The organism is Bradyrhizobium quebecense, from assembly GCF_013373795.3.
GTDB classification, from domain to species: Bacteria; Pseudomonadota; Alphaproteobacteria; order Rhizobiales; family Xanthobacteraceae; genus Bradyrhizobium; species Bradyrhizobium quebecense.
This window is the reverse complement of sequence record NZ_CP088022.1, coordinates 4,540,058-4,557,986: the sequence shown is the minus strand read 5'-3', so window position 1 is coordinate 4,557,986 and position 17,929 is coordinate 4,540,058. Positions and strand designations below refer to the sequence as shown.

General features: G+C 65.2%; 13 protein-coding genes. 8 read left to right on the top strand and 5 right to left on the bottom strand.

Annotation, left to right across the window (positions count from 1 at the left end):
- The first annotated feature begins 1 nt into the window (after position 1).
- The 5 genes from HU230_RS22115 to HU230_RS22095 all read left to right on the top strand — a co-directional run bounded on the left by HU230_RS22115 (position 2) and on the right by HU230_RS22095 (position 5,745).
- Complete coding sequence (locus HU230_RS22115; protein WP_176529862.1) at positions 2-985, top strand: hydroxyacid dehydrogenase; 984 nt, start codon at positions 2-4, stop codon at positions 983-985.
- A 163-nt stretch (positions 986-1,148) separates the two neighbouring features.
- Positions 1,149-2,345, top strand: coding sequence for an ABC transporter substrate-binding protein (locus HU230_RS22110; protein ID WP_224943442.1), 1,197 nt, complete (start codon positions 1,149-1,151; stop codon positions 2,343-2,345).
- Positions 2,346-2,364: 19 nt separating this feature from the next.
- Entirely contained in the window at positions 2,365-3,222 is an 858-nt protein-coding gene (locus HU230_RS22105) for a branched-chain amino acid ABC transporter permease (RefSeq protein WP_166304948.1), read from the top strand.
- Positions 3,222-5,021 carry a branched-chain amino acid ABC transporter ATP-binding protein/permease gene (locus tag HU230_RS22100; RefSeq protein ID WP_176529863.1) on the top strand — a complete coding sequence of 600 codons (1,800 nt, stop codon included), beginning with the start codon at positions 3,222-3,224 and terminating at the stop codon, positions 5,019-5,021. The genes HU230_RS22105 and HU230_RS22100 overlap by 1 nt, the downstream gene beginning before the upstream one ends.
- Entirely contained in the window at positions 5,002-5,745 is a 744-nt protein-coding gene (locus tag HU230_RS22095; RefSeq protein WP_176529864.1) for an ABC transporter ATP-binding protein, read from the top strand. The genes HU230_RS22100 and HU230_RS22095 overlap by 20 nt, the downstream gene beginning before the upstream one ends.
- Before the next feature lie 51 nt (positions 5,746-5,796).
- Here HU230_RS22095 and HU230_RS22090 read toward each other — a convergent pair whose 3' ends face one another.
- From HU230_RS22090 to HU230_RS22080, 3 genes are read right to left on the bottom strand one after another with little or no spacing between them, the layout of a single operon-like run.
- The gene (locus tag HU230_RS22090) at positions 5,797-6,837 is read right to left on the bottom strand and encodes an A4/G1 family peptidase (RefSeq protein ID WP_176529865.1); all 1,041 of its coding nucleotides are present in this window, start codon (positions 6,835-6,837) and stop codon (positions 5,797-5,799) included.
- Positions 6,834-7,724 (bottom strand): phosphatase PAP2 family protein, encoded by an 891-nt coding sequence (locus HU230_RS22085; RefSeq protein ID WP_176529866.1) that lies wholly within the window; start codon positions 7,722-7,724, stop codon positions 6,834-6,836. The genes HU230_RS22090 and HU230_RS22085 overlap by 4 nt, the downstream gene beginning before the upstream one ends.
- 43 nt (positions 7,725-7,767) lie before the next feature.
- The gene (locus HU230_RS22080) at positions 7,768-9,537 is read right to left on the bottom strand and encodes an adenylate/guanylate cyclase domain-containing protein (protein ID WP_176529867.1); all 1,770 of its coding nucleotides are present in this window, start codon (positions 9,535-9,537) and stop codon (positions 7,768-7,770) included.
- Positions 9,538-10,239: 702 nt separating this feature from the next.
- Here HU230_RS22080 and HU230_RS22075 point away from each other — a divergent pair.
- Complete coding sequence (locus HU230_RS22075; protein ID WP_176529868.1) at positions 10,240-11,532, top strand: MFS transporter; 1,293 nt, start codon at positions 10,240-10,242, stop codon at positions 11,530-11,532.
- A gap of 4 nt (positions 11,533-11,536) precedes the next feature.
- Here the strand turns inward: HU230_RS22075 and HU230_RS22070 are convergent, their stop codons facing one another.
- Positions 11,537-12,148: a TetR/AcrR family transcriptional regulator gene (locus tag HU230_RS22070; protein ID WP_176529869.1), complete on the bottom strand. Its 612-nt coding sequence runs from the start codon at positions 12,146-12,148 to the stop codon at positions 11,537-11,539.
- 172 nt (positions 12,149-12,320) lie between these two features.
- Between HU230_RS22070 and HU230_RS22065 the strand changes: the two genes are divergently transcribed.
- Both HU230_RS22065 and HU230_RS22060 read left to right on the top strand, forming a co-directional pair.
- A complete protein-coding gene (locus HU230_RS22065) occupies positions 12,321-13,553 on the top strand; it encodes a cytochrome P450 (RefSeq protein WP_176529870.1) in 1,233 nt (410 codons plus the stop codon).
- Positions 13,554-13,759: 206 nt separating this feature from the next.
- Complete coding sequence (locus HU230_RS22060; RefSeq protein ID WP_176529871.1) at positions 13,760-17,470, top strand: AsmA family protein; 3,711 nt, start codon at positions 13,760-13,762, stop codon at positions 17,468-17,470.
- Positions 17,471-17,538: 68 nt separating this feature from the next.
- On the opposite strand, the gene HU230_RS22055 is transcribed toward HU230_RS22060, so the two are convergent.
- Entirely contained in the window at positions 17,539-17,892 is a 354-nt protein-coding gene (locus HU230_RS22055) for a VOC family protein (RefSeq protein WP_176529872.1), read from the bottom strand.
- Positions 17,893-17,929: the final 37 nt, after the last annotated feature.

The window sequence follows — 17,929 nt, the reverse complement described above, 5'->3', positions numbered from 1 at the left end:
CGTGAAAGTCCTTCTCGCCCATACCCCGCAGATGCGCCGCGACTATTACGGCGAGCGCAGCCTGAACGGTCTGCGCGCGGTCGCCGACGTCAGGCTGTATGAGGGAGACGCGGCGCTCGACGCGGCTGCCCTCGTCGAGGCCGCAGCCGATGTCGACATCATCGTCGCCGATCGCATGACGAAGGGGCGAGGGGAGATCTTTCCGCTGCTGCCGAAGCTCCGCGCCTTCGTGCGCTGCGCGGTCGATATCCGCAATATCGACGTGGCGGCAGCATCCGCCGCCGGCGTGCTGGTGACGCAGGCGAGCGCCGGCTTTGTCCAGTCGGTCGCCGAGCTCGCGCTCGGCTTCATGGTCGATCTGTCGCGCGGTGTCTCGCGCGCCACCGCTGACTATCATGCGGGCAGGGCGCCCGAGGTCGTGATGGGCCGCCAGCTCGCGGGCAGCACGATCGGCATCATCGGTTATGGCAGCACCGGGCGCTATCTTGCCGGGATCGCCAAGGTGCTCGGCATGAAGGTGCTGGTCGCCGATCCCTTCGTGACGCCAGACGATGCCGCGATCCGGCATGTGCCGCTCGACGATCTGCTCGCGCGCGCCGACTACGTCGTCTGCCTCGCGATCGCCAATGCGGAGACCGAGAACCTGATCGGGCAGGCCGCGCTGGCGCGGATGCAGGCGCACGCCTACTTTATCAATCTGTCGCGCGGCAACCTCGTCGATGAGACGGCGCTGGCGGCGGCGCTGCGCGAGGGCGGCATCGCCGGCGCCGCGATGGATGTCGGCCGCGCGCCCGATCAGATGCCGGCGCCGGAGCTCGCGAAGCTGCACAATGTCATTGCAACCCCGCATGTCGGCGGCCTGACGCCGCAAGCCATCGAGCATCAATCGTCGGAGACCGTGCGTCAGGTCGCAAAGATCGTCGCCGGAGAGATCCCTGTCGGCGCGGTCAATGCCGAGCACTGGACGCGGCGGCCGAGGCCATGAAAGTTCGGCTGATCCCAATGCCGTCCGCGGGACTGGACAAGACCTTCGCATCCGGCCCAAACTTGAGGCTGTCAAACCGCGGCCCCAGAGCGTGCGGACAATCAATCAACGGACGTTCCGCAACAAATGACGGGCGCCGAGAGGGAAACAGGGAGTGCATCACATGGCCATTTCTCGCCGTGACGTCTTGTTGGGCAGCGCCGGTGCATTGGGCGCCGCATCATTCTCCTTCCCGGCTCCTGCCATCGCACAATCGGAACCGATCAAGATCGGCTGTCTCGCGGCGATTACCGGCCCGAGTTCGGCGCCGACCGTCGGGTTCAACCGCGGCGTCAACTTCGCGGTCGATGCCATCAACGGCGCGGGCGGGGTGAAGGGTCGCAAGATCGAGCTCGTGATGCGCGACACCCAGGGCGACCCGACCAAGGCGGTGAACGCCACGCAGGAGCTGATCAGCCAGGCCAAGGTGCACGCGATCTGGGGGCCGCTGAATTCCGGTGAGGCGCTGGCGACGACGCCGATCATGGCGCGCGCCAAGATGCCGGACTTGCATCCCTGCGTCGTCGAGACCCTGATCGATCCGGTCAAGTTCCCCAATGCGTTCCGCATCGCGCCGTCGAACAATCAATGGGACGACGCCGTGCGCAACTATTGCCTCAAGATCCTCAAGGTGAAGAAGGTCGCCGTGATCGGCGACACCACCGGCTACGGCGTCACCGCGGTCGGCGCCTCCGTCGCGGCGTTCAAGAAGGACGGCGCCGAGGTGGTCTATCAGGCCAATATCGATGCCACCCAGCCCGACATGACGCCGGACATGCTGCGCGCCAAGAACGCCGGCGCTGAGGCGATCGTGGTGTGGAGCGTCTCGACCGGCATGGAGGCGCGCATGTTCAACACCCGCGCCGCGATGAGCTGGGATGTTCCCTTCGTCGGACATCCCTCGCTGGCGTCTGGTGAACTTGCAAGCCTCGTTGCAAAGCCGGAGAACTGGAAGAAGGTCTATGCAATCGGCTACAAGAGCTGCAGCTATGACAGCGCCGGCAAGCTGCCGCCGAAAAGCGCCGATCTGGTCGCGCGGCTGACCAAGGCCAACATCGCGCTGAACGACACGCTGCTATGGTGGATCGCGGGCGGCATCGATTGCATCGAGCTGATCGCCAAGGCGGTCGCGGAAAGCGGCTCGACCGACAGCGCCGGCATCGTCAACTACTGGAACTCGCTGTCGACCTATCCCGGCTATTTCGGCAACTACCGCTTCTCGCCGACCCAGCATAACGGCTATTTGACCGAAGAGATCGTGATGTCGGAAGCCTCGACCGCCAAGGACGGCACCTTCGCGCTGGCGCCGGGATACACATAGCAGGGCGAGGGCGCAGCCGATGCTGGCCTCGATCCTTGCATCCGGTCTCGCGGCGGGCGCGATCTACGCGCTGGTCGGCGTCACCTACAACACGATGTTCTCGACCTCGCGGGTGATGAGCTTCACCGCCGGCCAGCTCGCGATGCTGGGCGGCGTGTTCGGCTCGATGTTCACGCTGAAGCTCGGCCTGCCGATCGCTGTCGGCTTCGTCCTGACCCTGCTCTGCTGCGCGGTGATCGGGATCATCACCGAATTCGTCGCGGTGCGGCCGGTGCTCAAGAGCCTCGACCAGCATCTCTACGTGCTGTCGACCCTGGCGGTCGCGCTAATGATCCAGCAGGTCACGGCGATCAAATGGGGCACCGAGCCGCAACCGTTCCCGCGCATCGCAGGATTCGGCGAGGGCGTTTGGGACGAGAAGTTCTGGCTGCCGGTCGCCGCCTGCGCCGTCACCATCATCGGCCTTGAATATCTCTACCGCCGCACGCTGGTCGGCCGCGCGTTCCTCGCCATCGCGGAGGACAATTTCGCTGCGCGGGCGCTCGGCCTGCCGGAGCGCAATCTGCGCGTCGCGAGCTACGCGCTCGCCGGCGTGGTGGGCGGCATCGCCGGATTCTCCGGCGGGCAGTTGCTGCTCGCCTTCTTCGCGAATGGCGCGCTGCTCAATTTCTACGGCTTCGTGCCGGTGGCGCTCGGCGGGCTCGGCAATAACAGAGGCGCGATCATCGGCGGGCTGGCGCTTGGCCTGTTCCAGCAGGCGGCGAACTTCTTGGTCGGCGGCATCTTCTCCTCGGTCGCAGTGTTCACGCTGTTCATCGTGGTGCTGCTCGCCGCGCCGCAAGGGCTGTTCGGCGCCTCGACCGCGCGGAGAGTGTGATGACGTCGGTCGCAGCCGCGCCGCCCCGAACCGACAGCGCCGCATGGCGCGCGGCGCTGCCGCACATCGCGCCGTTCCTCGGCATCCTCGTGCTGGCCGTGCTGCTGCCCTTCGTCAGCAATGATTATTGGGTGCTGATCGGCACCCGCGCCGCGATCTACTGGGTGCTGGTGTCGGGCCTCAATCTCGTCGTCGGCTTCGCGGGGCATCTCGCGATCGGCTATGTCGCGCTGCTGACGCTTGGCGCCTACACGACCAGCGTGCTGGTCGCCGGCAATGTGATGCCGGCCATTCCGGTGTTTGCAGCCTTGCCGGTCGCGGGCCTGATCGGCGCAATCTTTGGCGTGATCGTCGGGCTGCCGGCCTTGCGCCTGCGCACCTTCTATTTCGCGATGTCGACCTTGGGCTTTGCGACCATCGTGACCCAGATCGCGCTGGCCTGGCAGAGCGTGACCGGCGGCGGCATCGGCATTGCTGGTCCGGAATTCCCGGCGCCGTTCAATACGCCGTGGGGCTTCTACGGCCTCTGCATCGGATTTGCCGCGTTCACCACCTGGATGAGCGCCAATGTCGCGCGCAGCCGCTTCGGCCGTGCCTTGATCGCGGTGCGCGACGCCGAGGTCGCCGCCGAAGCCAGCGGCATCTCCAAGCCGAACATGCTGATCGCGATCTTCCTGTTCGCCGGCGCGCTGGCGGCGATCGCCGGCGGATTGTTCGCGACCCTGCAGACCTACATCACGCCCGATGCATTCACCTTCGATCTCTCGGTGCTGTTCTTCATCGCGATCCTGATTGGTGGCCGCGGCTCGATCCTCGGGCCGATGCTCGGCACCATCATCCTGACCATCCTGCCGGAGATCGCGGCGCCGCTGGCGGCGTGGTCGACCTTCCTCTACGCGGTGCTGCTGCTGCTGATCGTGCTGGTGATGCCCGGCGGCATCGCGGCGCTGCTCGATTTCCGCAACCGCCGTCCGCTCGCCAGCAACCGCGCCATCGTTCCTCGCCCGGCGGCGCTCGCCGCCATCGTGCGCCGGCGCGACGGCGGCAAGACGCTGCAGCTGCGCGGCATCGCGCTAAGTTTCGGAAATGTGAAGGCGATCGACGGCCTCGATCTCGACGTCGCGCCCGGCCAGATCCACGGGCTGATCGGCCCGAACGGCAGCGGCAAGACCACCACGCTGAACGTGATCTCCGGGTATTACGCCGCGAAGGCCGGCACCATGACTGTCGGCGATGAAGTCCTGGCCGCGGGCCAGCCGGTCAAGCGTGCCGCTTGCGGCATCGCCCGCACCTTCCAGACGCCGCGCGTGATCGGCGAAGCCTCGGTGCTGGAGAACGTGATGATCGGCGGTTCGATCGAGGGCAGGGCGAATTTCGTCGAGGCGATGCTCGCATTGCCGCGCAACGGCGCGGACGAACGCCTGCTCGCCGCCAAGGCGCGGGCGCTGCTCGGCGTCGTCGGCCTCGAGGCGCTCGCCGATGTGCGCGCCGACCGCCTGCAGCACAGCGAGCTGCGCTTCATCGAGATCGCGCGCGCCCTGATGCTCGATCCCGACTTCCTGCTGCTCGACGAGCCCGCGGCGGGCCTCTCCAATGACGAGATCGAGCGGCTCGCCACCCTGATCAAGGCGGTCTGCGGCCGCGGCACCGGCGTGCTGCTGGTCGAGCATCATGCCGACCTGATCTTCGACATCTGCCATCAGGTCACCGTGCTCAATCTCGGCCGCACGCTGGCGGCAGGAACGCCGGCGGAGATTCGCGTCCACAAGGAGGTCGTCAGTGCTTACCTCGGCGGCTGAACCTCTGCTTGACGTGCGCGCGCTGGAGTCCGGCTACGGCAAGATCCGCGTGCTGCACGGCCTCGACTTGACGATCGCCGCCGGCGAGGTCGTCGCATTGCTCGGTCCGAACGGCGCCGGCAAGACCACGCTGCTGCGCGCGATGTCGGGTCTGTTGCCCGTCAATGCCGGGCAAGTGCGGTTCGCCGGGCGCGACATGACCAACGCCACGCCGCGCGAGGCCGCGCGTGCCGGGCTCGTGCACGTGATCGAGGGGCATCGCGTGTTCACGCAGATCTCCGTGACCGACAATCTGCTGCTCGCCGGCTACGACCTGCCGCGCGCCGAGCGCGCCGTGCGCGTCGAGGAGGCGCTGGCATTCTTTCCCGAGATCGCCGAGAAGCGGCACGAGCGCGGCGGCGCGCTGTCGGGCGGGCAGCAGCAGATGCTGACGGTGGCGCAGGGCCTGGTCCGCCGTCCGCGGCTGCTGATGCTCGACGAGCCCTCCGCGGGACTGTCGCCGGTGCTGGTCGATCGCGTCCTCAACGTCATCGGCCGGCTGCGCGAGCAGGGCACCTCGGTGCTGCTGGTCGAGCAGCTGCTCGAGAAGGCGCTGGCGTGCGCCGATCGGGTCTACGCGCTGGTGCAGGGGACGATCGCGCTGGAGGCTGTGACCGGCGAGAGCGACCTCGCGCACCGGCTCGAGCGCGCCTACTTCGGCCATGAAAGCCACGCGTTGGCGTAGGGTCGTCGCTCCAATTTCTTCGGCGCGGAGTCCCGCAGGGGCGAACGCTCGCTAGCGGAAGTAGGTGAGGAACTCCGTCGAATCGATTGGCTTCGCAATGGAAGGCTTCTCGGTCCTTTCCGGAGTGTCCTTCACGACGACGTACATGTCGATGAGCTTCGCGCCGGAGAGATTGCGCTCCACCATCGCTCCGCTATCCATGTTGATTGCGGACGCGCCGCAGTCGTGGAAGACCACCGTGCCGTAGTCCGGGAGCTGCAGGGGGGTTGGATTTCCCGGGAGAGCCGATCTCTCCATCACCCATTCCGCCGTTGCGCCGGGAATCTTGAAGGGTTGCCCCAGCTGTGTCAGAGGCGCGGTTTGAAAGAACTGCACGGAGCGGCTGGTCGTGAGGTTCGTGATCACGAACGACACCCCGGTGCGATCCGGCGCTACCTGCATGAGGCACATGATCAGATCGCCGGCATGAATCTTCGGCGACACGAGCGTGATGGGATGCGCTTGGGCCGGATCGCCCCTTACCCACCATTGCCACCACGCGAAGAACGAGGTCGTCGGGCCGCCCGCGCCCGCGGCAGGGTCGATGTTCTGCGCGGTGCCGATTTGCGGGAGCGTCGATCTGTAGTACCGACGTTGTCCATCAAAGCCGATCCACGTCGAACTGTGATATGTCTCGCTGGCCCGGCCGCTGGCCGGCCGGGTGGGTGTCGGCACCTGAAACTTCCCCCAGACCGACGAGAATACGGTTCCATCCCTCGGCGTGATGTAGGCACCGGACCAGTTGAGGCTGCTTTCCCGCCGCGGCGATTGGTCGAAAGATCGGCGGAGGCCTGCGGTGACAGGGGAGAGCACTTGGAAATCGAAGGCCTCGAACGCCACTGTCGGACTAAACATCTTCTGCCAGAATGAATACTCGGCCGGCTGCAGCACCGGGTCCGGCCGTCTTGGAAAACCGAGCGCCTTCAGCTCGTCCTGCGACGCGACCAAGGTGCGAAATCCGGTGGGAGGAAGAACGCTGGTCGTCGAATTCTTGATGACCTTCTTCAGGCCTTCGATGTCGTATGTGGGGCTCCGCCCGTCCCGTATGCTCATTGCCATTCGCCTGCGGCAGCCGTGATGGCGCTGTCAAACATCGGCACGATGGCTGGCGTCAGAATGACGGTGTCTAGCAGATCGGCGATTCTGGCGCCGCCTTCTGAATCCTTCGGATAGTGCACGCCGGCAATCTCGCGGTTTCGGGCGATCGAATCCGCCAGGATCGACAGGTCGGATTTCCATACGGCCTGGTCGGCCGCGGACATCGCCGTCGCGGCGAACACCCTGAGCATGCAGTTCTTCATGAAATGCGCCTGGGTAGAATGTCCGCTTGGCCAGGATGAGTGACCGGGGACCTGGATCGGCGGCAGCAATGCGGGGCAAATCTGCGACGGCCGGGGCAAATCGTATCTGTCCTTGAAATACAATGCCGCAAAGGACCCAATTAAACTCGCGATATTCAACAGGCGCCAGGTTTGCGTATGCGAGCCGGGCCTCGCGGTCAGCACCGCCAGGAAATCCGTGAAAAATTCAACGTCCTGCGAGAGGATCAGGCCCATTGCATCCGGCCGCTCATCCCGCGCGGCGAGCACAAGGTTATCTATTTGGGCGGCATAGTCGGCGACCAGATCGTTCCGAATCTGCGTGAGGGTGGCGTCAGCATCGATGGTCGCTGCCCAGCCGGGGGCGTTGGCGATGAACTGATGCAGGACACGCCACGCATACCAGTTTGCAGACCATTGTCGGCTGCCGAAATGCGCCGGCGGCGTCCGCCGTAGGCTGCCAAGCTCGTTTGTGCCGGAGGGGTCGAGCCGCGTGACGAACGGCAAGTCGACGCGGTCCGAAATAAACCAGCCACCCCCTCCGACGTTGCCGGTGTTTCCCGTATTGCCGGTGTTTCCGGTATTTCCGGTATTGCCCGTGTTACCCGTGTTGCCTGTCATTGACGTCTCTCCCTTGTTCGGCAGTTGTCGTCAGCAATACCAGTCAATCAGGAAGCCCCGCCGATCGCAGGTGGCCGAGCCAGGTCTCCAACGCCTCGCCACGAAACGGGCAGCGTGGCGCGTAGGACGAAATACGGAATCCGGGTTGAATTTCCAGGTAGCGGCGTGCCGCCTCCGCTGCTTCTTCACGACGGCCCAAGGCGCCGAGCGTGACGATGAGCAGGCGATGATTGAAGCGAATAAGTCCGTTGCGATTCAGTGCGCCACGTACCCACTCCAATGCCTGCTCATAGTCGCCGTTCACGTAGTGAGCTTGGGCGAACAAGCCCTCGTGCCAGAACGAGCGCGCGTCGAGCGGCGAGAGCCGGACGCCCTGCTCACCTTGGCGCAGGGCGGCAGGGCCATCACCAAGAAAGCCGGATGTTGCGCTCGCCATGGTCCAGGCCATGGCTGAACTCGGGCCGGCGGCAATTGCGCGGTCGAGGGCGATCCTTGCGCTTTGAAAGTCATGCAGCAAAAATGACTGGACGTGACCATACACCGCCAACGCGAATGCGTCGTCACCGCCTCGTTCGATAGCCTCCTTGGCATATCGCGCACCGGCGACGACATCACCCTCGGGATCCGGCGATCCCATTTCCCCGATCCGGAACACATACCACAGCGCGACGTAGGAATAGGCCAACGCAAAATTAGGGTCGTATGAAATGGCTTGCTCGAGCAGGCCCCGCGCCTTGGAAAAGGAATCGTAGTCCATCCGGTACAACAAATCGAGCGCCTGCAACACGAGATCGTAGGCGGTCAGGTTCTGCGGATGTTTGCGCATCGATCGCATCAGCTCACGCTCGCGAACCTGCGGCGCGATTTGTCTTACAACATTGATGGCGATCCGATCCTGAAGCTCAAAGAGTTCGCGAAGGTCGCCTTCGTGCAAGTCCGAACGAATGACTTCGCCCGACTCGGCGTCGCTGAGCTCGGTCACGATACGGACCGAGGTCATCGTCCTCTGAATCCCTCCATAGAGGACATAGCGAACCCCGAGCCGGCGCCCGATCTCGCGGACGTCAATATTGCGGCCGCTAAAGCCAAGGCTGGACCCGCGTGATACGACGAAAAGCTCCTTGAGCCCGGCAAGGCCGCGAATGATGTCGTCGACAACACCATCGGCGAAATACCCCTCTTCCGGGGTGGCCAGGTTCATGCGGAACGGCAGAACAGCAATCGAGGGGCGAGGTTCCGAGCCCATCGGGGCTTCGCCAACCAGCTTCGCGGGCTGCATGGGTCGGTGGAGCGCATACACGCGGACAGGCCGACCCATATTGCGAAGATGCAGATCGCCAAGATCAATCACGCTGACGTCCAGGTCCTGGCCGATCTGCTCCGCAACGGCGCCCGAAACCACGACGCCGCCCGCTTGTGCATAGCTCTGAAGGCGCGCCGCGATGTTCACGCCCTCGCCATAGACGTCATCTTTTTCAACGATGATATCCGCGGCATTCAGCCCGATGCGAAAGCTGATGCGCTCGTCAGCGGGCATCCCGGCTGTATTCACGGCCAGAGCTTCCTGCAGCGAGAGGGCACACCGCGTCGCGTCGCGCGCGGTATCGAAGGTTGCAAGGAAGCCGTCGCCGGTATTCTTGATGATCCTACCGTTTTGCGCCGAAACACCCGGGTCGAGGACTTCCGAGCGCAATCGCATCAGCCGGGTATGGGTGTTTTCCTCGTGCGCCTCCATCAGGCGCGTATACCCGACTACGTCTGCCGCAAGGATTGCCGCAAGACGTCGGCGAACTTCCGGGATCGATGGGGTCATCATACTATTGATACTTCTGCAAAATTTACTGATACGCGACTAAAATCTGGCACAAAGTACGGGACACCAACGCAAAAAGAATATCTTCATCAAGATCATAAAGGAAGGCTTGATCCGGCAGGGTGTGCCAGCCAAGTGCGCTGGTACAGTATGATGTTTGCAACCTTTGAGGGGGGCGTCCGTGGGCGCGCAATCGTGATCCGCCCGATGGGTGGATACGGTGCGGACCAGGCAGGCATTCGCGCCTTGAACATGCAACGCAAATGCGTCCCTTGGCTTCATGGCTGGATCATCGCGGCGGCGAAACTCGTCTCCATTGATCTGCGTCAACGCGGGAGCGGTGTTCTCCTTTCTTCCCGGCGATCACGGGCGAGATTAGCCGGGAGCGCGGCGTTACCGCTAGAGCGATCGCCATCATCGTATCCGGTGCTGCCAGTCGTCCGATGGAGCGTACTCGGAAGTCCCGCAGAACAGAAGGTCACTGACACGGCCGGGGTGGTTGACATCGCGCGCAAGTCTGCCGCGCCAGGCCTGATTGTCTATGAATTGCTTCACACAATTTGGGCTGTTGATTGAGCGAATTGACGCGGGCCGGTGGAATACCCGCCCTTGAAGCCACCTCGCCGGTCGATGGGACTTGACCGTCAGCGGGCGCGGCCTGAAACAGGTATTCGTCCTCCAACCCTGGCAACGAAGACCCCCATGCGACTTCCCTTCTTCTACGGCTGGGTCATCGTCGCGGTGACCTTCGTCACCATGGCGATCGGCGTCAACGCACGGACGGCATTCTCGCTGTTCTATCCACCGATCATCTCTGAATTCGGCTGGGAGCGCGGCGTTACCGCGGGCGCATTCTCGTTCGGCTTTGTCGCTTCCGCGATCGCGAGCCCGCTGATCGGCCGGCTGATGGATCGCAGCGGTCCGCGCGCGGTGATGGAGCTTGGTGTGCTCTTGATGGGCTCCGGCCTGCTGCTGGCGCCGCTGACCACGCAGCCCTGGCATCTCTATCTCACCATCGGCGTGCTGGTTGGTTCCGGCAGCTTCTGCCTCGGCTATTCCGGCCAATCGCTGTTCGTGCCGAACTGGTTCATCCGCCGCCGCGGGCTGGCAATCGGGCTTGCCTTCGCCGGCGTCGGCATCGGTTCGGTGACATTGCTGCCATGGGTGCAGCACATGATCGAGCACACCGGCTGGCGCACCGCCTGCACCGCGATGGGAATCGTGGTGCTGGTCGTGCTCGCGCCGATCAACCTGTTGCTGCACAAGCGGCCGGAGGACATCGGCCTGCAGCCGGATGGCGATGCGGCGCCGACGACGACGTCGGCGAAGCCGGCATCGAACATTGTCGATCCGGTATGGGCCGGCACCGACTGGACGCTGTCGCGTGCGCTGCGCACCGCGCGGTTCTGGTGGATCGCGACCGGCTATTTCTGCGGCTTGTACATCTGGTATGCGGTGCAGGTGCACCAGACCAAATTCCTGCTCGATATCGGCTTCAGCTCCAACGTCGGCGTCTGGGCGCTTGGCGTCGTCAGCCTGCTCGGCATTCCCGGCCAGATCTGGCTCGGGCATCTCTCCGATCGCATCGGCCGGGAATGGGTGTGGGCGATCTCGTGCTTGGGCTTCGTGATCTGCTTTGCCGCGCTCGCCGCCTTGAAATACTGGCCGAGCATGGCACTGATCTATCTCATGGTCTTCACCCAGGGCGCGCTCGGCTATGGCCTGACATCCGTGATGGGACCGGTGGTGCTCGAGATCTTCCAGGGCAAGCAATACGGCAGCATTTTCGGCACCGTGATGCTGGCCGCACTCGCGGGCGGAGCCGCCGGTCCCTGGATCACGGGCCAGCTCTACGATCTCTCGGGCAGCTATACCAGCGCGTTCCTGCTCGGCATCGCCGTCAGCCTGCTGTCGGCATTCGCGATCTGGCAGGCTTCGCCGCGCAAGGTCCGTGCCGTCGCCGGCCAGATGCACAAGGCCGCCAGCGCGGCCTGACACATCAGGCGGATGAAACGCCGATTGCCCGCTGCAGGTCGGTGATCGCGCGCAGGCAACTGTCGGCGGGGGTGGTCTCCGGATCGATCAGACGGTGCAGGCGGAAACCATCTTCCAGCGCCAGCACGATCGCGCCGGTCCAGTCCGGATTGAGTCTGGCGTTCCTTCCGCTATTCTTCTGCGCGGTCTCGACGATGTCGGCGATCAGCTTGCGCCGCGCGCGCAGGCGTTTGGCGAGTTCGGGCCTGCGCTTCTCTGCGCGCGCCACGAACAGGATCATCTCCATATGCAGGAGAGGCGAGCGGCCGAGCGGATCCTGCCGGCTGCGGTCCACGGTGCGCAATGCCTCCAGGAAGTCGGCCAGGTCCGTGTGCTTGGTGAGCAAATCGAGATTGCGCCGGATCGATTGCTCGACGTGATCCTCGAGCATCGCGAAGATCAGCTCGTCCTTGCTCTTGAAGTTCGAGTAGAAGGCGCCGCGGGTGAAACCCGCCGCAGCCGCGATCGCCTCGATGCTGGCGCCGCCGATTCCCTGTTCCTCGAACACCCGCGCCGCCGCCTCGAACAGCTTCTCGCAGGTGTCGTCCCGTGTCGGTCTGGTTCGAACCCTTGACATCGCTGCAGTTTAGGGCACAATGCAACTCGATACAAGAGTGTATCGAGTTGCATTTGATCAAGACAAGAGTTGCTATAACCAGAATGGCCGCACCCGTGTTGGTGCGGTCTTGAGGATGACACCAAGGCGCGCCAGAGTGCAGGCACCGGCGTAGCGCACGAACGAGGTCACCATGAACGAGCAAGTTCAGCCGGCCAGCGGCGAGCCGCTTTTCAATCCACTGGCGCCCGAATTCATTCGCAATCCCTATCCGTATTATGAGCGGCTACGCCGCCTCGATCCGATGCATGTCAATGTGCATGGCGCCTTCGTCGCCAGCCGGCACGCCGAGGCGAGCCTCGTGCTGCGCGACAAGCGGTTCGGCAAGGACTATGTCGAGCGCTCGATCCGCCGCTACGGTCCCAAGATCATGGAGGAGCCGGTCATCCGCAGCATGAGCCACTGGATGCTGCAGCAGGACCCGCCCGACCACACCCGCCTGCGCGGCCTCGTCGTCAAGGCGTTCACCGCGCGCCGGGTCGAGGACATGCGCCCGCGGATTCAGCACGTCGTCGACGAAACGCTCGACCGCATCATTCCGCAAGGAAAGATGGACCTGATCGAGGATTTCGCATTCCGCCTGCCGGTGACGATCATCTGCGACATGCTCGGCATCCCCGAGGAGCATCGCGATGCCTTCTACAACGGCTCGCGCGACGGCGGCCGCCTGCTCGAGCCGGTGCCGCTGACGGCGGAGGAGATCAAGCAGGGCAACGCCGGCAACGCGATGGCCGCGATGTATTTCCACCAGCTGTTCGAGCTGCGCCGCAAGCAGCCCGGCGACGACCTCACCACACAATTGGTGCAGGCCGAGGAGAACGGCCAGAAGCTGACCAACGAGGAACTGACCGCCAACATCATCCTGCTGTTCGGCGCCGGCCATGAGACGACCGTGAACCTGATCGGCAACGGCCTGCTCGCGCTGTACCGCAACCCGGACCAGCTCGCGCTGCTGAAGGCCAATCCGGGGCTGATCACCAATGCGATCGAGGAGTTCCTGCGCTACGATTCCTCGGTGCAGCTGACCGGCCGCGTCGCGCTGGAAGACATCGAGGATCTCGGCGGCAAGCGCATCCCGAAGGGGGAGAGCGTGCTGTGCCTGCTGGGCTCGGCCAACCACGACGAGGCGGTCTATCCCGACCATCCCGAGAAGCTCGACATCCAGCGGCCGAACGTGAAGCCGCTGTCGTTCGGCGGCGGCATCCATTTCTGCCTCGGTGCCCAGTTGGCGCGGATCGAGGCCGAGATCGCGATCTCGACGCTGCTGCGCCGGATCCCCGATCTGCGGCTCGATGACGCGGAAAACCCGGAGTGGCGGCCGACCTTCGTGCTGCGCGGGCTGAAGCGGCTGCCTGCGAGCTGGTGACATCCGGGATGTGGTGACATCCGGGATGCGCGGCAGGGCGGTAATCCTGCCGTGACGGCCGGCGTGCACGCACGCTTGAGCGGAAAACCGTCATCCGCCTGACATCGCAGCGGTAAAGCCGCTGTGACTTCGCCATACTTGTCTCTATATTTGGGTTGCTCCGGCCGAAGGTTCAGCTCCGCGGAGCGGGCTCAAAGGGAGACACCGTGCAGACGACGCTGCTCGGCCTGGCAATCGCCTTCATTCTTGCGCTGGTGGCCGCGCTGGTCGGTCCGTATTTCGTTGACTGGAACCAGTTCAGGCCGCAGTTCGAGACGGAGGCGTCCAAGATCATCGGCATGCCGGTTCGTGTCGCCGGCAATCTCGACGCGCGTCTGCTGCCTTCGCCCTCGCTGCGGTTGAAAAATGTCACCGTCGGCGGCGCCAACGACCGCGGCAAGGTCCGGGCCACCAATCTCGAGGTCGAGCTCAGCCTGAGCTCGCTGATGCGCGGCGAGTGGCGCGCCAACGAACTCACCATCAACGGCATGTCCCTCGATCTCGGGCTCGATCCGAAGGGGCGGATCGACTGGTCGCCGTCGAGCGGGAGCTTCAACCTGGCTTCGCTGGCGATCGACCGTCTCAATCTGACCGGCCGCATCACACTGCATGACGCCGCAAGCCGCAGCACGCTCGAGCTGAACGACATCGCCTTCAGCGGCGATGTTCGCTCGCTTGCCGGCGCGATCCGCGGCGACGGCAATTTCATGTTCGACGGCAACCGCTACCCGTTTCGGATCTCCTCCGGGCAAAGCGCTGACGGCAGTGGCACCCGCCTGCACTTCAACATCGATCCCGGGCAGCGGCCTTTGTCGGCCGATCTCGACGGTGTCCTGACCTTCGAGGCCCGCGCGCCGAGGTTCGAGGGCGCCGTGACGCTGGCGGGCACACCTGGCCAGCGCGGCGGCAGCGATATGCCGCCCTGGCGGATCGCGGCCAAGATCAAATCGGACTATTCGGCGGCGCGTCTCGACCAGGTCGAGGTGAGCTATGGCGGCGAGGACCGCGCGCTGAAGCTCGCAGGAAATGGCGATCTCAAGTTCGGCGCGTCGCCGCTGCTGCGCGCCTCGCTTTCGGCACGACAGCTCGATGGCGACAAGTTCGCCGCTAAAGATAGCGCCAAGGATGGCAACAACGGCAATGTCGAGCCGGTGCGCGTGCTGCCGGCGATGCGCGCGGTGCTGTCGGGCCTACCGCAAAGCCCGATCCCGGCGCAGGTGGAGCTCACGTCCGAGCAGATCATGCTCGGCGGCCGCCCGTTGCAGGACATCTCGGCGGAGCTGCAATCGGATGCGAAATCATGGACCGTGCGCCGGCTGGAGTTTCGCGCACCAGGATCGACGCGGGTCTCGATGAGCGGTGCCAGCGCGCAGGCCGGGACCTCGAACAGCTTCAAGACCGCGCTCAATATCGAATCGTCCGACCCCGATACGCTGATGAGCTGGCTGCAGGGGCGGAGCGACATCGCTTACCGCAGCCAGAAGCCGCTGCGGTTGCGCGGCGACGTCACGGTGTCGCCATCAGGCTTTTCGATCGACGCGATGAAGGCGGAGATCGAGGGCGGCGCGGTCGAGGGCCGCGTCGCGGTCGCGCATCGCGAGGCGACCAGCGGCTCCAAGGTCGAGGCGCAGTTGAAGGCGGAGCGGCTCGATCTCGATGCGACCACAGCCTTCATCCGCTCGCTGGCCGGCCCGCAAGCCGAATGGCCGGACGAGGCGCAGCTTTCGCTCGATATCGGGCGCGCGATCTCTTCGGGGCAGGAATTGCGGCCGCTGCTCGCGAAGGTCGCCTACAGCCCGAAGAGCATCGTGCTCGAGCGCGTGAGGATCGGCCAGCCCGACAACGTCACGCTGGATGGCAGCGGCAATTTCGATCGCGCCAATTCGACCGGCAAGCTCGCCGTCGATGCGACCGCCGCGTCGCTTGGCCGGCTGACGGCTATGGTTCAGCCGTTCGCGCCGGCGCTTGCCGCGCGGCTCGGCGTGCTGCGCGCGGATGCCGGTCCGGTCCGTGCCAGGCTCGCGCTCGACCTCGGCAAGGGCAAGGCCGCCGATCGCGTCAGCGCGCGCGCGACGGTCGATCTCGACACGCCGCAACTCAAGGGCAATACGGTGATCTCGGCGACGCCGTCGCTGGCTGCGATCCGCGCGCTGGATTTCGACGCACTTCGCAACAGCGACGTGACGGCCGAAGCGAAATTCTCCGCCAGCGAGGGCAATGCGCTGCTGGCGCTGCTGGGGCTTGACCGCGCGGTGGCAGCCGGTGCGGGGGTGACGCAGTTCGAGGGCACCGCGAGCGGCGCGTGGCACGCGCCGTTGCGGCTGAAGGCGAGGCTTTGGGGCGCCGGGCTCGACGCGGATGCGGAAGGGACCGCGGAGCCGTGGTCGAAGGATGGGGCCGGGGAGAGCAAATCGAACGTCAGCCTCCGTGTCCGCAGCGCCGACATCAGTCCGCTGCTCAATCTGAAATCATCCGATCCGGCGGCAAACATCCGCCTGTCGTCGCGGGTCACGCTTGCGGGTGACAGGCTGACCTTCGACGATCTCGACAGCATTGTCGCCGGTTCGCGGCTGCGCGGCCGGCTGGCGCTGACGCTCGCCGATCAGAAGAGCATCGACGGCGAAGTCGGCCTCGATCAGATCACGCTGGCACCGATTTTCGCGGCAGCGATCGGCGCGGCCGGTCACGATGCGACGGAGCCGCTCGGCCAGGGACTGACAAGCGCCTGGCGCGGCAAGGTCACGTTCGAAGCGCTGCACGGTCTGCTGCCGGGCGGCGCCGAGCTGCAGCCGTTCAGCGGCACCATCAGGTCGGATGGGCAGTCGCTGACCTTCGACGGCGTCAAGGGCAAGATCGGTGGCGGCGAGGCGATCGCCTCCATCGATGCGCGGCAGGGCGTCAATGGACTCGCCTTGAATGCAAATGTGCAGCTTTCGGGCGTCGACGGTTCGGCCTTGCGCTACCGCAGTCTCGCGATGCCCAAGGCACGCACTTCGATGCAGATGACGTTGTTGACGCAGGGCCGCAGCGCCGCGGCGCTGATCGGTGCGCTGTCCGGCAGCGGCGCCGTGACGCTGGAGGGGCTGAACCTTCCGGGCCTCGATCCGCGCGCGTTCGACGTTGCGATCCGCGCCAGCGATTCCGGGCAGGCGACCGACGACGCGCGGCTGAGGCAGATCGTCGAACCGGCGCTCGCAGCCGGCGGGCTGTCGGTCGCTTCCGCGCAAATTCCCTTCAACATCCGCGACGGCCGGATCCGGATCGGCACCACCACGCTCGCGGCGAGCGGTGCCAACATCATCGTGTCCGGCGGCTACGACATTCCGGCCGACCAGGCCGACATCCGCACCGCGCTGACATCGACGCAGATCGGCACCGCCACCAGCCGCCCGGAAATCCAGCTGCTTGCGGTGGGCACACCCGACGGATTGTCGCACAGCATCGACATTGCAGCGTTGTCGTCGTGGCTGGCGGTGCGCGCGATCGACCGGGAGACCAAGCGGCTCGACGCGATCGAGCGGGGCGAACCGGTGCCGCCTCCGACCCCGGCGGCCCTTCCGCCGCCCGCCGCACCGGCGCCGGATGCGTCCAATCCAAATTCGGCGGGAGTGCCTTCTGCCAACTTGCCGGTGCCCGGCCCTGATCTGCGCCGCGTGCCGGCGAAGCCGAAGATCGTTGCGCCGCGGCCGCCGATCGTCCCGCCGGTCGCCATTGCGCCGCCTGCGCCGGTTGCGAGCCAGCCGCAGCTGGCACCGCTGCCGCCGCCGATCGAGGTCAAGCCAGTGCCCGGCGCGGCCAGGTCGAGGCCGCTGCGGCCGCCGCTGTCGCTGACGCCGCAGGTCGCCAATCCGCCGCCGCGGCCGGCAATGCAGAACTAGAAAGCGCGTCCAAGCGAAGTGGGGACCGGTTCGCGTGGCGAAAACCCGTCGGAACAGGAATCCAGAGCTTACGATCGGTGCTGGAGAATATTGATCAGCCGGCCGAACGGATCGCGGACGAAAAAGCGCCGCACGCCCCATGGCTCGTCCGCCGGTCCGTATTCGATCGCGATGCCGGCGCCCTGCATCCGGTGCAGCGCTTCGTCGAGATCGTCGACCTCGATCGAGAGATCGGGCACCGGCGTGCCGGAGCCGCCTTCGGAGGCGAAGCTGATTTGAACCTGCATCGTTTCGGATGAACCGTAAGTCGCAACCCAACCGAAATCCATCAGCGGCTCGAGGCCGAGGATATTGCGATAGAACGACTGCGCTGCCGCGACATCTGATGCGGCAACGTTCGCGACGATGCGATTGACCTTCATGCTGAAGTCCACGCGGGGGAACGACCGTCTGCTGAAG